At 43.6% G+C, this 15984-nt stretch carries 14 protein-coding genes; 1 reads left to right on the top strand and 13 read right to left on the bottom strand.

The features are described 5' to 3' along the window. Nucleotides 1-7: 7 nt before the first annotated feature. Genes CQS04_RS01735 through CQS04_RS01705 form a run of 7 tightly spaced genes read right to left on the bottom strand, consistent with a single transcriptional unit; the run spans nt 8 to nt 8521 of the window. Nucleotides 8-991: an alpha-ketoacid dehydrogenase subunit beta gene (locus CQS04_RS01735; protein WP_100352484.1), complete on the bottom strand. Its 984-nt coding sequence runs from the start codon at nt 989-991 to the stop codon at nt 8-10. Continuing rightward, entirely contained in the window at nt 991-1995 is a 1005-nt protein-coding gene (locus tag CQS04_RS01730) for a thiamine pyrophosphate-dependent dehydrogenase E1 component subunit alpha (RefSeq protein ID WP_100352483.1), read from the bottom strand. The genes CQS04_RS01735 and CQS04_RS01730 overlap by 1 nt, the downstream gene beginning before the upstream one ends. A gap of 14 nt (nt 1996-2009) precedes the next feature. Continuing rightward, complete coding sequence (gene lpdA / locus CQS04_RS01725) at nt 2010-3437, bottom strand: dihydrolipoyl dehydrogenase (RefSeq protein ID WP_100352482.1); 1428 nt, start codon at nt 3435-3437, stop codon at nt 2010-2012. Between the two features lie 14 nt (nt 3438-3451). Then, a complete protein-coding gene (gene buk / locus CQS04_RS01720; RefSeq protein ID WP_100352481.1) occupies nt 3452-4528 on the bottom strand; it encodes a butyrate kinase in 1077 nt (358 codons plus the stop codon). 23 nt (nt 4529-4551) lie between these two features. Then, nucleotides 4552-5646 carry a Leu/Phe/Val dehydrogenase gene (locus CQS04_RS01715; RefSeq protein WP_100352480.1) on the bottom strand — a complete coding sequence of 365 codons (1095 nt, stop codon included), beginning with the start codon at nt 5644-5646 and terminating at the stop codon, nt 4552-4554. Nucleotides 5647-5668: 22 nt separating this feature from the next. Continuing rightward, nucleotides 5669-6553 (bottom strand): bifunctional enoyl-CoA hydratase/phosphate acetyltransferase, encoded by an 885-nt coding sequence (locus CQS04_RS01710; protein WP_100352479.1) that lies wholly within the window; start codon nt 6551-6553, stop codon nt 5669-5671. A 12-nt stretch (nt 6554-6565) separates the two neighbouring features. Further along, a complete protein-coding gene (locus CQS04_RS01705; RefSeq protein WP_100352478.1) occupies nt 6566-8521 on the bottom strand; it encodes a PAS domain-containing protein in 1956 nt (651 codons plus the stop codon). A gap of 126 nt (nt 8522-8647) precedes the next feature. Here CQS04_RS01705 and CQS04_RS01700 point away from each other — a divergent pair, with 126 nt between their 5' ends. Further along, nucleotides 8648-8893 carry a DUF2627 domain-containing protein gene (locus CQS04_RS01700; RefSeq protein ID WP_100352477.1) on the top strand — a complete coding sequence of 82 codons (246 nt, stop codon included), beginning with the start codon at nt 8648-8650 and terminating at the stop codon, nt 8891-8893. A gap of 192 nt (nt 8894-9085) precedes the next feature. On the opposite strand, the gene CQS04_RS01695 is transcribed toward CQS04_RS01700, so the two are convergent. The 6 genes from CQS04_RS01695 to dxs form a co-directional block, all read right to left on the bottom strand. Next, nucleotides 9086-9796 (bottom strand): glycerophosphodiester phosphodiesterase, encoded by a 711-nt coding sequence (locus CQS04_RS01695; RefSeq protein WP_100352476.1) that lies wholly within the window; start codon nt 9794-9796, stop codon nt 9086-9088. A 13-nt stretch (nt 9797-9809) separates the two neighbouring features. After that, nucleotides 9810-10586: a sporulation transcription factor Spo0A gene (gene spo0A / locus CQS04_RS01690; RefSeq protein ID WP_100352475.1), complete on the bottom strand. Its 777-nt coding sequence runs from the start codon at nt 10584-10586 to the stop codon at nt 9810-9812. A 424-nt stretch (nt 10587-11010) separates the two neighbouring features. Next, nucleotides 11011-12690, bottom strand: coding sequence for a DNA repair protein RecN (gene recN, locus CQS04_RS01685; RefSeq protein ID WP_100352474.1), 1680 nt, complete (start codon nt 12688-12690; stop codon nt 11011-11013). A 17-nt stretch (nt 12691-12707) separates the two neighbouring features. Next, nucleotides 12708-13157, bottom strand: coding sequence for a transcriptional regulator AhrC/ArgR (gene ahrC, locus CQS04_RS01680; protein WP_094942031.1), 450 nt, complete (start codon nt 13155-13157; stop codon nt 12708-12710). A gap of 111 nt (nt 13158-13268) precedes the next feature. Continuing rightward, nucleotides 13269-14081 (bottom strand): TlyA family RNA methyltransferase, encoded by an 813-nt coding sequence (locus tag CQS04_RS01675; RefSeq protein ID WP_100352473.1) that lies wholly within the window; start codon nt 14079-14081, stop codon nt 13269-13271. Then, on the bottom strand, nt 14081-15970 hold the full coding sequence (dxs, locus tag CQS04_RS01670; RefSeq protein ID WP_425430228.1) for a 1-deoxy-D-xylulose-5-phosphate synthase: 1890 nt from the start codon (nt 15968-15970) through the stop codon (nt 14081-14083). Before dxs ends, CQS04_RS01675 begins: the two co-directional genes overlap by 1 nt. Nucleotides 15971-15984: the final 14 nt, after the last annotated feature.

The following is a 15984-nucleotide window of genomic DNA, read 5'->3' as shown; positions in this document are numbered from 1 at the left end:
CTCCTTTTTAGAATTCTGCAAGCTCACGCATTGCTTTTTCTACTTTATCCGGGTTGATCATGAAGAATTTCTCCATTGTCGGAGCATACGGCATTGCCGGAACATCTGGTCCAGCAAGACGTTGGACAGGAGCGTCTAAGTCGAATAAACAGTTCTCAGCGATGATCGCTGCAACTTCTGACATGATGCTTCCTTCTTTGTTGTCTTCTGTTACAAGAAGTACTTTTCCTGTTTTAGAAGCCGCTTCGATAATGCCTTCTTTATCTAATGGATACACGGTACGTAAATCGACTACGTGAGCTGAGATGCCGTCTTTTTCAAGACGTTCAGCAGCTTGCAGAGCAAAGTGAACCGCTAAACCGTAAGTGATGACCGTGATGTCTTCGCCTTCACGTTTCACATCCACTTTTCCGATTTCGATTGTGTAGTCTTCTGTCGGAACTTCGCCTTTGATTAGTCGGTATGCACGCTTATGTTCGAAGAATAGTACTGGATCTTCGTCACGAATAGCCGCTTTTAATAATCCTTTTGCATCGTAAGGAGTTGAAGGAATCACAATTTTCAAACCAGGTTGGTTCGCAAATACCGCTTCTACAGATTGTGAGTGGTACAATGCACCGTGAATCCCCCCGCCAAATGGTGCACGGATAACCATGGGACACGTCCAATCATTGTTTGAACGGTAGCGAACACGTGCCGCTTCCGAAATGATCTGGTTGACTGCTGGCATGATAAAGTCAGCAAACTGCATTTCTGCAATCGGACGTAGACCGTACATCGCAGCACCGATTCCTACCCCAGCAATTGCTGATTCTGCAAGTGGTGTATCTAATACTCGGTACTCACCAAATTGATCATAAAGACCGTTTGTCGCTTTGAATACGCCGCCTTTACGACCAACGTCTTCTCCAAGAATAAATACACGCTCATCACGTTCCATCTCTTCTTTCATCGCAAGTGTGATGGCATCAATATAAGACATGATTGGCATTAGTTGTCGCCTCCTTGCTCAGCATATACGTGTTTCAGGGCATCTTCAGGAGCCGCATACGGTGCATTTTCAGCGTAATCCGTTGCTTCATTGACTTCTTTCATGATGCGATCGTTCAGTTCTTTCTCCGACTCGTCTGTTAAGATGCCGTTTTCTTTCAAGTACGCGGCAAATGACAAAATTGGATCAAGCTTTTTACCTTCTTCGATTTCTTCCGCTGATTTGTACTGACGGTCATCGTCATCTGATGAGTGAGCAGTCAATCGGAATGTTACCGCTTCAATTAGAGAAGGACCTTCTCCGTTACGCGCACGTTCTACCGCTTCTTTCATGACGCGGTATACTTCAATCGGGTCTTTTCCGTCCACTTCAACGCCAGGCATGCCGTAAGCAATGGCACGATCCGCAATGTTCTTACTTGCTACTTGGCGGTCAAACGGTACAGAAATCGCATATTTGTTGTTCTCGACCATTGTGATACATGGAAGCTTATGAACACCTGCGAAGTTCAAACCTTCGTGGAAGTCTCCTTGGTTAGAAGATCCTTCACCAAGAGTTACGAACGAAACGAAATCTTTTTTCTCGATTTTAGCTGCAAGAGCCACACCAACTGCATGAGGAACTTGAGTCGTAACCGGCGAAGAACCTGTCAAGATACGGTTCTTCTTCTGACCAAAGTGACCTGGCATTTGACGTCCACCTGAGTTTGGGTCTTCAGCTTTAGCAAATGCAGAAAGCATCAAGTCACGAGCTGTCATACCAAAGTGAAGAACAACACCCATGTCACGGTAGTAAGGTGCGATATAATCTTTTTCTGTGTCTAGAGCATACGCAGCACCAACTTGAGCTGCCTCTTGTCCTTGACATGAAATAACGAATGGAATTTTACCAGCGCGGTTCAGTAACCACATGCGCTCATCGATTCGACGTGCAAGCAACATCGTCTCGTACATTTTTAGTACGTCATCATTTGTAAGTCCAACTTGTTCATGACGAGTAGTCATTTCAATTCCTCCTTTTAGCTGTGAATCGCTTTGCCGTCGACTGCAAGAGCAGCCTCTCCCATGATTTCAGAAAGCGTTGGGTGTGGGTGAACGGTAGATCCGATCTCCCAAGGAGTTGCATCAAGAACCATTGCAAGACCCGCTTCAGAAATCAAGTCGGTTGCATGTGGTCCAATCATGTGGACTCCTAAAATATCATTTGTATCTTTATCTGCGATAATTTTCACGAATCCATCAGATTCTCCGTATACAAGAGCTTTTCCGATAGCTTTAAAAGAGAATTTCCCAGTTTTCACGTTGAAGCCGCGCTCTTTCGCTTGAGCTTCTGTTATCCCGACGCTTGAAGCTTCCGGGTTTGAATAGATGCAGCGAGCTACTTTCTCTGTATCCATTGCATGTACGTCTTGTCCAGCAATGTGTTCAACGGCAGTAATTCCTTCATGACTCGCTACATGAGCTAATTGAAGACCCCCGATGACATCTCCGATTGCATAGATGTGAGATTCTTTTGTCTGATACGTATCCGACACTTGGATAAAGCCTTTTTCAATAACGATATCCGTATTCTCGATTCCAATGTTTTCAACATTTGCTTGACGACCAACAGATACGAGCATCTTCTCAGCTTGGAACGACTGATTCTCCCCTTTGATTTCGGCTTGAATCGTAACGCCATTGTCAACAGAAAGCGTGTCGGGCATCACTTTTGCTGATGTAATGATGGTGATCCCTTTTTTCTCTAAAATCTTTTTCATTTCTTTTGAAATGGCATCGTCTTCCGTTGGAATAATCCGGTCTGCGTATTCAATAACCGTCACTTCGACACCAAAGTCATGAAGCATAGAAGCCCATTCGATACCGATGACGCCTCCACCTACGATGATGATCGACTTCGGAAGTTCTTTCATTTCAAGTGCTTCATCAGAAGTCATGACGAACTCACCGTCAATTGTCAGACCTGGAAGCGTGCGTGGTCGTGATCCTGTAGCCAAAACGACGTTTTTTGGAATCAACATTTCGTTTTCTTCTCCGTTGTTCATCTCAACAGAAACCGTACCACCTGGAGATGGACTGAAGATAGAAGGTCCGAGCATGCGTCCTGTTCCTTCAAATACATCAATTTTGCCTTTTTTCATTAGACCTTGTACACCTTGGTGCAGTTGGTCGACAATCGATTGTTTTCTCTTTTGGACAGCGCTAAAGTCGAGTGTGACATCTCCTGTCACCACTCCAAATTCATGTGCACGGTCTTTTGCTGTATGGTAGACCTCTGCAGAACGCAAAAGGGCTTTACTTGGAATACATCCTTTATGTAGGCATGTTCCGCCTAATTTTCCTTTTTCAACGATGGCTGTTTTCAGGCCAAGTTGTGCTGCACGAATCGCAGCTACATAACCGCCTGTTCCACCACCAAGTATGACCAAATCATACTCTTTTGCCATGGGAAATCCCTCCTTTAATTCGGATAATGCTTCGGTTGCTCTTCACCGCTTAATACGCGGTAAGCACCTTCTGCTAATGCTTGAAGTTCATCTTCTCCAGGATACGTAACGACGTCTGCGATCCAGCTGATGCGACTTGCGATTTCTTGGACAAATGCTTTGCCGTAAGCTAGGCCACCCGTCAATAAGATCGCATCTACTTTGCCAGAAAGTACAGCGCTTTGAGCACCGATTTCTTTAGCCACTTGATACGCCATAGCGTCGTAGATTAACTTCGCCTCTTGGTCACCTTGTTCGATGCGTTTTTCGACTGTCACCGCATCATTTGTTCCAAGATAACTGACCAGACCACCTTGACCGACAATCATCTTCATAACCTCATGCTGGTAGTACTGTCCAGAGAAACACAGTTCAATCAGGTCTCCGATCGGAACACTTCCCGCACGCTCTGGGCTGAACGGGCCGTCTCCATGAAGACCATTGTTGACGTCTATTACTTTTCCTAAATGATGGGTACCGACTGTCACACCACCGCCCATATGAACGACGATGAGAGATAACGAATCATACGGTTTGCCTATCTCCTTCGCGTAGCGACGTGCTACAGCCTTTTGATTCAATGCATGAAAGATGGAACGACGTTCAAGTTTTGCTGTACCGGAGACCCGTGCAAGTTCCTGCATTTCATCTACGACGACTGGGTCGACGATATAAGCAGGAATATTTAAGCCTTTTGCAATCTCGTTGGCAATGATGCCACCAAGATTCGATGCATGTTGCCCCGAATAGCCGATGCGCAAATCTTCGAGCATTTGCTCGTTGACTTCATAGGTGCCGCCTTCGATAGGCCGTAACAGGCCCCCGCGTCCGCACACGGCGGACAGACGGGAAATATTCATTTGTTCTTCATCCAGGGCCTGTAAGATCATCTCTTTACGAAATGCATATTGATCGATAATTGATGGAAACTTTTCGATTTCTTCTGTTTTATGGCGAATCGTTTTTTCAAATAGCAATTGTTCATTTTCATAAATGCCGATCTTCGTGGAGGTTGAACCTGGATTCAGGACAAGTATTCGATAAGGTTCCATTTGTGTTGCCTCCCCAGAGTTGATTAGCGATTTGTTAAAGAGTGTTTTCCGTTCTGTAAGAATTGACGGCGTGATTTCGCCATGCGAGCGATACGCTCTTCAGCTAAGCGATCTGCTGCTGCATACGATGCAATACCTTCTGTTTTAGAGATTTCAAAAATACGAGTGATTGTATCGTAGATTCCTTCAACGCGTTTCATAGCGCGCTCACGGTTGTAGCCATTCAACTCATCCGCAACGTTCATAACGCCACCTGAATTGATTACGTAGTCTGGTGCGTAAACGATACCTAGTTCAGCAAGCTTGTCCCCGTGACGTGGTTCTTTCAATTGGTTGTTTGCAGCACCTGCTACTACTTTAGCTTTCAATTGTGGAATCGTGTCATCATTGATAATCGCGCCAAGAGCACATGGTGCAAAGATATCTACGTCTTGAGAGTAGATTTCAGATACGTCTACTTGAGTCGCTCCGAATTCTTTCACTGCACGGTCTACAGAAGCTTGGTTGATGTCAGCCACTGTCAAGATCGCACCCTCTTTATGAAGGAACTCGCAAAGTTTGTAAGCTACGTTTCCAACACCTTGAACGGCTACTTTTTTGCCTTCAAGTGAATCTGAACCGAAAGCCTCCATTGCAGCTGCTTTCATCCCCATGTATACACCATAAGCTGTTACTGGAGATGGGTTACCTGAAGATCCGAATGCAGGGGAAATCCCTGTTACATAGTTTGTTTCTTCGTGGATCAAGTCCATATCCGCTACAGTCGTACCGACATCTTCTGCTGTGATATAGCGTCCGTTTAAACCTTGGATGAAACGACCGAATGCACGGAACATCTCTTCATTTTTGTCCTTTAGTGGATCGCCGATAATAACTGTTTTTCCTCCGCCAAGGTTAAGACCGGCTGCAGCATTTTTGTAAGTCATTCCTTTTGCAAGGCGAAGTGCATCTTCGATCGCTTCTTCTTCTGTAGCGTAATTCCACATACGTGTTCCACCAAGAGCTGGACCTAGAGTTGTATCGTGAATTGCGATGATTGCTTTTAGTCCTGATGTTTTGTCCTGACAGAAAATCAATTGCTCGTAATCATAAGTCTCCATATATTTGAAAATTTCCATTTGTAATTCCTCCAATAGTAGTTTAGTAAGCGGCTAGCGCTATTGAATATAATTTGCTTTCTGCACTGTCGGCACGTGAAGTCAACACGATAGGTACCTTAGCACCTTCAATGACCGCCCCAACTTTAGCATGAGCAAAGTACATAAACGATTTATAAAGAATATTTCCTGCTTCAATGTTTGGAACGACTAAAATATCAGCGTGTCCAGCGGCTTTCGACTCAATCCCTTTCGCTTTTGCGGAAGCGACTGATATCGCATTGTCAAAAGCAAGGGGTCCTTCTACAGTACAGCCTGTAAGTTGACCTCGTTGGTTCATCATCGTCAGCAAGGCCGCATCCGTGCTTGATGTCATGGCCGGATTGACAACCTCCACCGCACTGAGTGGCGAAACGATTGGATGATTGATTCCAATTCGGTGGGCTACTGCAACAGCATTGACGATAATGTCTTTCTTTTGTTTTACATCTGGTGCAATGTTCATCGCAGCGTCTGTTACGAATAACAGACGATCAAAGTCCGGAAACTCGAAGACCGCTACATGCGAGATCGTCTTCCCTGTCTTTAAGCCATTGTCATCGCGCAACACTTCTCGAAGAAGTGCTGCCGTGTCTACATGGCCTTTCATCAAAGCATCTGCTTGTCCCGTTCCCGCTGCTTGGACTGCTTCTCGAACAGCTAGTTGTGCTGAAGTGCTATAGCGAACTTCAACATCCGCGTGCTGGGGCACGAGTTCAGAAAAGCTAGTAAAAGCCTCTTCGGTGTCAAACAAGATAAATTTCGCTAATTGATGATTGAGAGCCTGTGAGACCGCTTCTAACACTTCTTTATCTGCTGCACAGGCAATCGCAATGGTTTTCTTATCCCGTTCAGCACTTTGCTTTAGTAGGTCATCAAATGTTTTCATCGTCACCCTCCTTTAATCTTCGATTCCAAGTTTCTCAATCTTGTAATAAAGAGTACGAAGTGAGATCTTTAATTTTTTTGCTACTTCTGATTTGTTACCTTTAAACGTAGCAAGAGTATCTTGGATAAGCTTGCGCTCGTATTCTTCTACAAGGTCCGATAAAGAACCTTCTGGAAGAACCGGCTGGGCTCTTCGAATCGTCGTCAATGGGAGATGCTTTTCTTCAATCCATTTTTCAGTCGTATTCATAAAAATGAGTGTGCGACTGATGACGTTTTCGAGCTCCCGGACATTTCCTGGCCAGTCGTAGGATTCAAGCGCTCGTAATGCGCGTTCTGAGAATCCTTCAATCTGTCTACCAAACTCTTTGTTTAGTTTCACCAAGACATGTTCGAGAATCAACGGAATATCTTCCGTTCGTTCTCTTAGTGGTGGTATAAAAATTGGCATTTTGTTGACGTGAAAATAAAGTTCTTCGACAAACAAACCGTCTCGCATATTTTTTTCTAGTTGATCACTCGTGGATGCAATCAGACGAATATCGCTATGTGGCACTAATTGAAGTAACTCTTGCTGCATCTCTTGTGGAAGATCACCGATTTCATCCAAGAACAACGTGCCACCTTGAGCCTGTTTGATGTAACTTTCATCGCTAGAAGAGTGAAATAGTTTAGCCAAGTCTTCTTGTGAACTACAATTCACCCGAATGAACTTGTTATGCCTTCGTTCACTCTTCCTATGAATGGCATGGGCAAACAAATCTTTTCCTACTCCTGTTTCTCCTCGAAGAAGAACCGTAACGGGAACATTGGAAGCAAGTTTAGCTTGATCTTTTGCAAACTGGATTTTCTCGGACTTTCCAATAATGTCTTCAAACGACAGGTTGGACTCAAGAGAACGAATCAACAATCTGGCACGGTCAAGCTCTTTCATCATTGAGCGCATCTCAGTAACGTCATGAATGACACCGACACTACCTTTTAACCGATTGTTCACAATGACCGGTGCTACGTTTACAATGACGTCTTTTCTATCTTTTCCGACCTGTAATTGCTTGCCTCGGACAGGCTTCCTGGTTTCAAGGACTTGCCTATGAATACTTTCTCCATCTGCGATATCTGCTTCAGCGGGTTTCCCAATCACGTCGTCTTCCTGTAGTCCGGTAATTCGAGAGTACGCCGGGTTGATCAGCAAACCAATTCCGTTTTCGTCTACAACTGAAATCGCATCGTCTGAAGATTGTATGATGGCTTCTAGCATCATTTGGATTTCTCGAAGGTTTGTAAGTTCTTCGGCCATTTGTTGAATTTCAGATATATCTTTAAATACAGCAAACGCTCCAATCCGTTTCCCTTCTTCTGTTGTAATTGGAAAGCGTGAAGTAACAATTTTGGTACCGCTTTCAAGAGTTAATTGCTGATTGGTCTCAGAGCGCCCTGACTCGATCACGTGCATTAATTTACTATCAGGAATGACCTCATGAATATGTTTGCCAATCACTTCATCTTTTGATACTTGTGTAAGCTTGGCAGCACTTGTATTAAAAAACGTAATTTTTCCCGATTCATTGATACTGATGATTCCTTCTTCCATGGAATCAAACAAAATTCGTTGAATACGGCGCTGGGAATCCATCATGTGGAAACTGCGTTCTTTTTCTTCAATCAGCTGAACGAGAACAGATGCGATTTCTCCTGGAATGACCACTGTTGAGCGGTCTCGCCGTTTCAGCAGTTCAGGAAACAGCTCCGGATCTCCTGTCGCATCGATGATCACATCGATATCAGGTGTCAAATAGGGCCGCCAGTCCGTATCGGTAAGAATTCCATAAGAGCGTGCAAGCTCGAGCGCAGGCGCATCCGGATTTTCATCGATCACAGCACTGAATGAAAAGCTGCCGCTGGTATGTAGAAGACGAAGAATGGCTGTCCCGCCACGACCTGCCCCTAGTAACATTATCTTTTGCAATATATTGCACACCTCCCTGGCGTTAGTGCAAGTTGTTGCATTTCCTACTTATCATAACGCAAGAGAACTCAATTGACAATCATTTTTAGCCGTGCGATAGTATCAATAGGTAAGGAGATGAAGCACGTGGCACGTTTAGTTGCACTGATAGTTCTAGTTATTCCAGGCATTCTAGCTGCTTATGGAATCAAATTGATGCGCGATACTTTTTTTGGGATTTCTAACCTTGGTGCTGCTCCACTTTGGCTGCAGTTCCTACTCGGATTACTCTTTATGATTTTGGGTGTAGGCTTCTTTGCAGGATTTTTACTTCGAAGAGACAGAAAGAATGGCCGTGTATCCGATCGATTCAAAGAGAAAACGAAACTGTGAAAGAATTATTTCTATGTCAGAGCCCTAATACAATTTGAAAAGAGTGTAGGGGTGACTCCAGCGGGATGAAAAGCGGAAGCTGAGACCGAGGCTCAGCCTTCGCCCGCGGAACGCTTCCCCTACACCTAAAAGCAGCATAGAAAAAGCAGTTTCTCCATAATACGAGAAACTGCTTTTTCACTATTTATAACTTTACGCTTTTCTTTGTGTTCGCTCCACAATATCTGGATAATCGCTGATCCAACCGATGACGCAAGGTTTTGGATTGGTGATGAATTTTTCTTTTCCTGTCAAACCATAAAAACGGAATGAATACCGCTCACACAGCGGTGCTACCCACTTCGCCTGGTAATAGCGCTTGTTCATGTGAATCGTCTTGAGCCATGTATACTGTTTCATCTCTTCCCAGTCCGTTGATTTTTTGCCGATCAAACACCAGTCGTATTCTGGAAACATCGAGTGACCGGCATCTAAGATGGAAATATCAAATGAAGAGAAATGCACGTCTTCAAACTCTCGGAGCAGCTCTACAACTTCCGCTATCTTCTCCGTCTTTCCCATGTAGGTCTCTTTCAATTCAACATTCAAAGCAACTTGATGGGGTTTCGCAAACTCTAAAAATTCACGTAATGTCAAAATGCGATGGCCAAACCACTTACGAAAAAAACGTCTGCCGACCTTCCATTGCATCAGCTCTTCTGCTGCCACGTCACGCACTTGTTTGTTTTGACCTGTCAGACGGAACAAATCTAAATCATGAAGAATCATGTGCTGTCCGTCAGCAGTAAGCTGCAAGTCAATTTCAATTCCCCTTGCTTTTCGTTTGATCGCTTCTTTGAACGCAGCGAGTGTATTTTCCATTCTATATCCTGATGCACCTCGATGCGCATAAACTGGAAGCATGAAATCGTCTCCTTTAGCTAGCCATGTTCTCCAATCGAATCTTATCAGCAATCATCGCAATAAATTCGGAGTTGGTAGGTTTGCTTTTTAAATGATGGACTGTGTAGCCAAATGTCTGTGAAATCGTCTCGTAATTCCCGCGGTTCCATGCCACCTCGATCGCATGGCGGATGGCGCGTTCAACACGAGAAGGTGTCGTATCAAACTTCTCTGCGATTTCTGGATAAAGTACTTTTGTAACCGATCCTAAAAGTTCTATATCATGGTAGACCATTTGAATGGCTTCACGTAAATACGAATACCCTTTGATATGTGCTGGTACACCTATTTCTTTAATCACATTGGTGATGGTAAAGTCGATGCCTTTTGTTTTGAAGATATGACGCTTTGGTGTCACATCTGTCGTGCTCTGTCCATTGCCGACGACTTGCAAAATCTGCTGGACGAGGCGGTCGAATTCAAATGGTTTCAACATGAAATACGCCGTACCTAGATCTACCGCTTGTTTCATGACTTCTTCTTGACCAAAGGCTGTCAGCATGATGACCTTCATTTGTGGATACAATTGCTCTTTGTGCAAGTAGTCCATAACAGCAATTCCGTCTAAATGTGGCATGATAATGTCCAATAACAATACATCCGGCACTTCTTTTTCTAAAAGGTCGAGACATTGCTTGCCGTTAAATGCTGTGTGAATCACTTCAATTGATGGATGCTCTTTAAAATAATCGGCAATAGTGTTCACCAAGTCTCTATTGTCATCTACAATCATCACTTTAATTTTCCCCACTACATTCATCCCCTGTTCTGTATCAATCTACTTACATAGTAAAAAGAAAGTACTAGTTAAGTTAAATCATTCTTTTGTAGTTTAATCTCTTGCTTTCCTTACAAGTTCTGACACAGAATCGTTAAATTGTCGAATAATCTTCTCTCTTGTATACCGTTTTCGTCAAATCTTCTCTACTAAAAACACAGCCAAATAATCAGTGACTTAACTAAAAAACGAATTTTTTTTAATTGATTGAATCGTTAACGTGAATTGCTCGACTTGTTCTACTTCCAGGGGATGCACTACCCACTCTTTAGCATGTGTCGGAAGAATCCAAAGCCCTGCAATAAGGAGCAGTTTTTTTTCATTAAAAAAATCACCTCCTTTTTGCTAGTGTGCATCAAAGGAGGTGAAGAATGTGTAGTACAATTTTTCTATTTAGTCATTTCTTCGCTTGTGCTTGTTTTAGTAGTTCTGCCGCATGATGCAGTGTGATTTCGGTAATCACTTCTCCCGCCATCATCCGACTTAACTCTTCCGTACGTTCCGAGTGTGTCAACTCTTGAATTGTTGTCTTCGTGCGGTCTTCTTGAACATGCTTTTCTATACGCAGATGTGTGTCAGCAATGGCAGCCACAGGTGGCAGGTGCGTAATGACAAGCACTTGTGAATCTTTGGCGATCTCTCCAATTTTTTCAGCTATAGCCTGCGCAACACGTCCGGAGACACCCGTATCGACCTCGTCAAAAATAATGGATGTGATTTCCTGATGTTTTGAGAAGATGCTTTTAAGTGCTAGCATAATGCGACTCAGTTCTCCACCTGATGCAATTTTAGTAAGCGGTTTGGAAGGCTCGCCAACGTTAGTTGCTATATAAAAAACAACATGATCCTTGCCGTTGTCTGTGTAAGTTGCAGTCGGCTCAACTCGAACGTCCATTACAGCTCGGTCCATATAAAGTGCACTTAGCTGTTCCATGATGCGTTCACTAAGCTCATTTGCTGTCTCCTTTCGAATAGCAGACAGTTCAGCAGCTTCTACTTCGAGATCCTGCTCAATTTGAGACAATTTTTTCTCGAGTTGTGCAATTTCTACATCTCGATTTGTTAATTGATCTAGTTGCCGTTCAATCTTTTCGCCATAAGCGATGACTTCATCTACAGATTGTCCATATTTACGTTTTAATGTCTGGATAAGTGCCAGTCGATCTTCAACAACTTGCATCCGCTCTTCGTCAAATTCCAACGAATCGATTTGTGATTGAATTTGGGATTGCAGATCTTCCAAGATGAAATAGGCGTTTGCAAACTCTTCGCTGATCTTCTGATACGTGCCGTTCACATTCGAGATATCCTGAAGTGCATTCATCGAGACTCCCAGGTAATCCATCGCTGCCGATTCTGAAGACAATGCTTGCTGGGCAGTCTGTAGCTTTTCGACAAGCTTGGAGTAGTTCATCATTTCCGTACGCTCTAACGTCAACGCTTCTTCTTCTCCACCCGACAATTCTGCTTCTTGGATCTCATTCAATTGAAAACGGTACAGATCCATTCGGTGAGTCATTTCTTGGTCATCGAGCTGAAGGGAATGAAGGCGTTTTTTCGTTTTTTGATAAGTAGTGTAGACATCCGTATAGCTCTCTTTCGCTGTAACTAACTGTTTTGAAGCAAATTGATCTAGTAAGTCAATATGAGACCGTTCGTCCATCAGTTCTTGGCTTTCATGCTGCCCGTGGATGTCCACAAGCGTCGTTCCGACTTCACGCAAGAGGCCAATCGTGACAAGCTTACCGTTGATTCGGCATGTGCTTTTTCCATTCGCATTGAGTTCTCGACGCAACACAATGCTTTCTTCATCTGCAGGAATGCCTAGCTCCTCAAGCTTTTTGTAGCTTGAGTGGGCAGTGGAATCTAAAGAAAACAACCCTTCTAATTCCGCTTTTTTTGCCCCGTGTCGAATGAATTCAGAAGACCCACGCGCACCACATAACAATTGCACGGCATCGATAATGATCGACTTCCCTGCACCTGTCTCTCCTGTTAATACGGTCAGACCCTCATTAAAACTGACTGTCAATTCATCTATAATTGCAAAATTGCGGATTGATAACTCCGATAACATATAGGAACCCTCTCCTCTTAAAGCATCTCGAGCAACCGTTTCTTGACGTCATCGCGGTCGCTTTCTTGTCTGCATAAAATAAGACATGTATCATCTCCACAAATCGTCCCTAAAATCTCTTCCCAATCCAAGTAATCGATCAGAGATCCGATGGCATGGGCATTTCCAGGCAGGGTCTTCATCACTAAAAAGTGACTGGCTCCATCAATGGAGACAAATGCATCTGTTAAAGCTCGTTTTAATTTTTGCATCGGATTAAAGCGTTGATCTGCAGGTAGGCTATATTTGTAGCGACCATCTGGCAATGGCACCTTTACTAAATGTAGCTCTTTAATATCACGTGATACCGTAGCCTGTGTAATCGTAAATCCTTCTGCTTTTAAAATATCTACTAAATCGTCTTGAGTTTCCACTTCATTGTTTGAAATGATGTCTCGAATCCGAATGTGGCGTTGGCCTTTATTCATGTTCTTCACTCCATTGACTGTATATTTATACCTTAGTAGTAATACAGTATCATTCTGAGTGGATGCTCACAAGTGTTACGAAAAAAACTATGGGCGGATTCCGCCCATAGTTTATTGATTTAATGATCTATGTGCCTCTTCCACGACCTGTTTAAAGTCAGGACGAGACACGAGACCTTGTGCTTTTTTTAAATAGAATAAAAATTCGATGTTGCCTTCTCCACCTGTAATAGGAGAGAAAGTAGCGGCTTCAACTGCAAACCCTGCTTGTTCTGCAAAACCCGCCACTTGTTCTAACACATCTAGATGTACTTTAGCATCGCGAACAATACCTTTTTTACCAACTCGGTCTTTCCCAGCTTCAAACTGTGGTTTCACGAGGGCCACTACTTCTCCTCCATCAACTAAAATGGAAGCGAGTGGCGGAAATATCAAATTTAACGAGATGAACGAGACATCAATCGTAGCAAGTGTTGGCAATCCAACTTCAAAATCTTCTGGCTTACTGTATCGGAAGTTTGTACGTTCCATAACAGTCACGCGCTCATCACTGCGAATTTTCCAATCGAGCTGATTGTACCCAACATCTAGTGCATAAGCGTGACGCGCACCATTTTGTAGAGCACAATCTGTAAAGCCCCCTGTTGAAGATCCAATGTCGAGAAGAATGGCATCTTTGACTTGAATAGCGAACACTTCAATCGCTTTTTCAAGCTTTAGACCTCCGCGACTCACGTACTGAAGTCGCTGCCCTTTTAATACAAATTCACTAGAAATCGCTACTTTCTCGCCTGGTTTCATGATCTGCATCTCATCCACATAAACTTGACCGGCCATGATAGCGCGTTTGGCTTGTTCTCGTGAAGCAAACAGTTGTTTTTCAACGAGCAAGATATCTGCTCTTTCTTTTGGAACTTGAGCCATTACACCGTCGCCTGCTGTAGCTGTGACTTAATCTGTTTTTTCAAATCCGCAACGGAGATATGAATCTCATTCAGCAGTTCAGGAACATCACCATGTTCGATGAAAGCATCTGGAATCCCAATTCGAGTCACATTCACATCTTGCTGCTGTTCATTGTAGTATTCTAATACGCTACTTCCAAATCCACCTTGCAAGACAGCTTCTTCAAGTGTCACTAGAGGAATCTGACGGGCAGCAAGAGAATCTAACATGGCACCATCAAGTGGTTTAATGAAACGTGCATTCACCACTTCTACAGAAATGCCTTCTTCTCTCAATTCTTCAGCAGCTTGTAAGGCCATAGGAATCGTAGTTCCGAATGTCAAGATGGCAGCGGACGTTCCTTCTTCAAGGACTTCCCAAGAGCCAATTGGAATCGTCTTCAATTCTTCATCCATCGGGACACCTAAACCGTTTCCACGAGGATAACGAAGAGCAATAGGACCATCATTGTATTCGATAGCGGTCTTCACCATATGTTGGCCTTCGTTTTCGTCTTTAGGCATCATAATCACCATGTTCGGCATATGGCGTAAAAACGCAATATCGTAAACACCTTGGTGCGTCTCACCGTCTGCACCTACTAAGCCTGCACGGTCGATTCCAAGGAAAACGTTTAAGTTTTGACGACACACATCGTGAAGCATTTGATCGTAGGCACGTTGTAAGAAGGTTGAATAAATGGCTACATAAGGTTTCATACCATCCATTGCCATACCGGCAGCCATCGTAATGGCATGCTGTTCTGCAATTCCCACATCAATCATACGGTCAGGGAATTCAGAAGCAAAGCCTTCAAGTTTTGATCCGACCGGCATAGCAGGTGTGATTGCAACAATGCGTTTGTCTTCACGTGCCAATTTGCGAACCGTCTCCGAAATCAAACCACTCCATGATGGACCTTTAGCAGATGACTTTACAAAATCTCCTGTTTCCATTTTGTAAGGACCGGTTCCGTGCCACGTTCCAACCGTATCCAGCTCCGCTGGTTTGTAGCCTTTTCCTTTTTTCGTCAAGACGTGAAGAACCACCGGACCGTCAGCACTTTTAGCAAACTTAAGGTTTTCTTCTAAGTCTTCAAAATCATGCCCATTAATTGGACCTAGATACGTAAAGCCCATCTCTTCGAAAAACGCACCCGATACCATCAAATATTTTAAACTGTCTTTGACTTTTTCAGCAGTAGCCGCAATGCGACCGCCAACTGCTGGAATCTTTTTCATTAAATATTCGAGATCATCTTTAGCTTTGTTATACGAACCGTGTGTGCGAAGTTTGCCTAAGATGTTATGAAGTGCACCGACATTAGGTGCAATCGACATCTCATTGTCATTCAAAATAACAATCATCTTCGTTTTTTCATGTCCGATATGATTCAACGCTTCTAGTGCCATTCCGCCTGTTAAAGCACCATCACCAATGATGGGAACGACATGATTGGATTTTCCAAGCACATCACGTGCTTTTGCCATCCCCATTGCCGCTGAAAGAGATGTAGAACTGTGCCCCGCTTCCCAGACGTCGTGTTCACTCTCTACACGTTTTGGGAATCCACATAACCCTTTAAATTGACGAAGTGTGTCAAACTGGTCGGCACGCCCCGTCAAAATTTTATGGACGTAGGCTTGATGCCCGACATCCCAAATAAACTTGTCTTCAGGTGAATTGAATGCTTTATGCAAAGCGAGTGTCAGTTCAACAACACCCAGGTTTGGTCCAATATGACCACCTGTTATAGAACATTTTTCAATTAGGAAGTCTCGAATGTCTTGGCTTAGAGATTCAAGCTCTTCATTTGTCATAGTTTTTAAAAAGGATGGACTAGTTATAGTATTCAGATCCACTTCCATCACACACCTTATCT

It is taken from the genome of Chryseomicrobium excrementi (assembly GCF_002798305.1).
Classification (GTDB): Bacteria; Bacillota; Bacilli; order Bacillales_A; family Planococcaceae; genus Chryseomicrobium; species Chryseomicrobium excrementi.
This window is presented reverse-complemented; position numbering and strand designations above follow the sequence as displayed.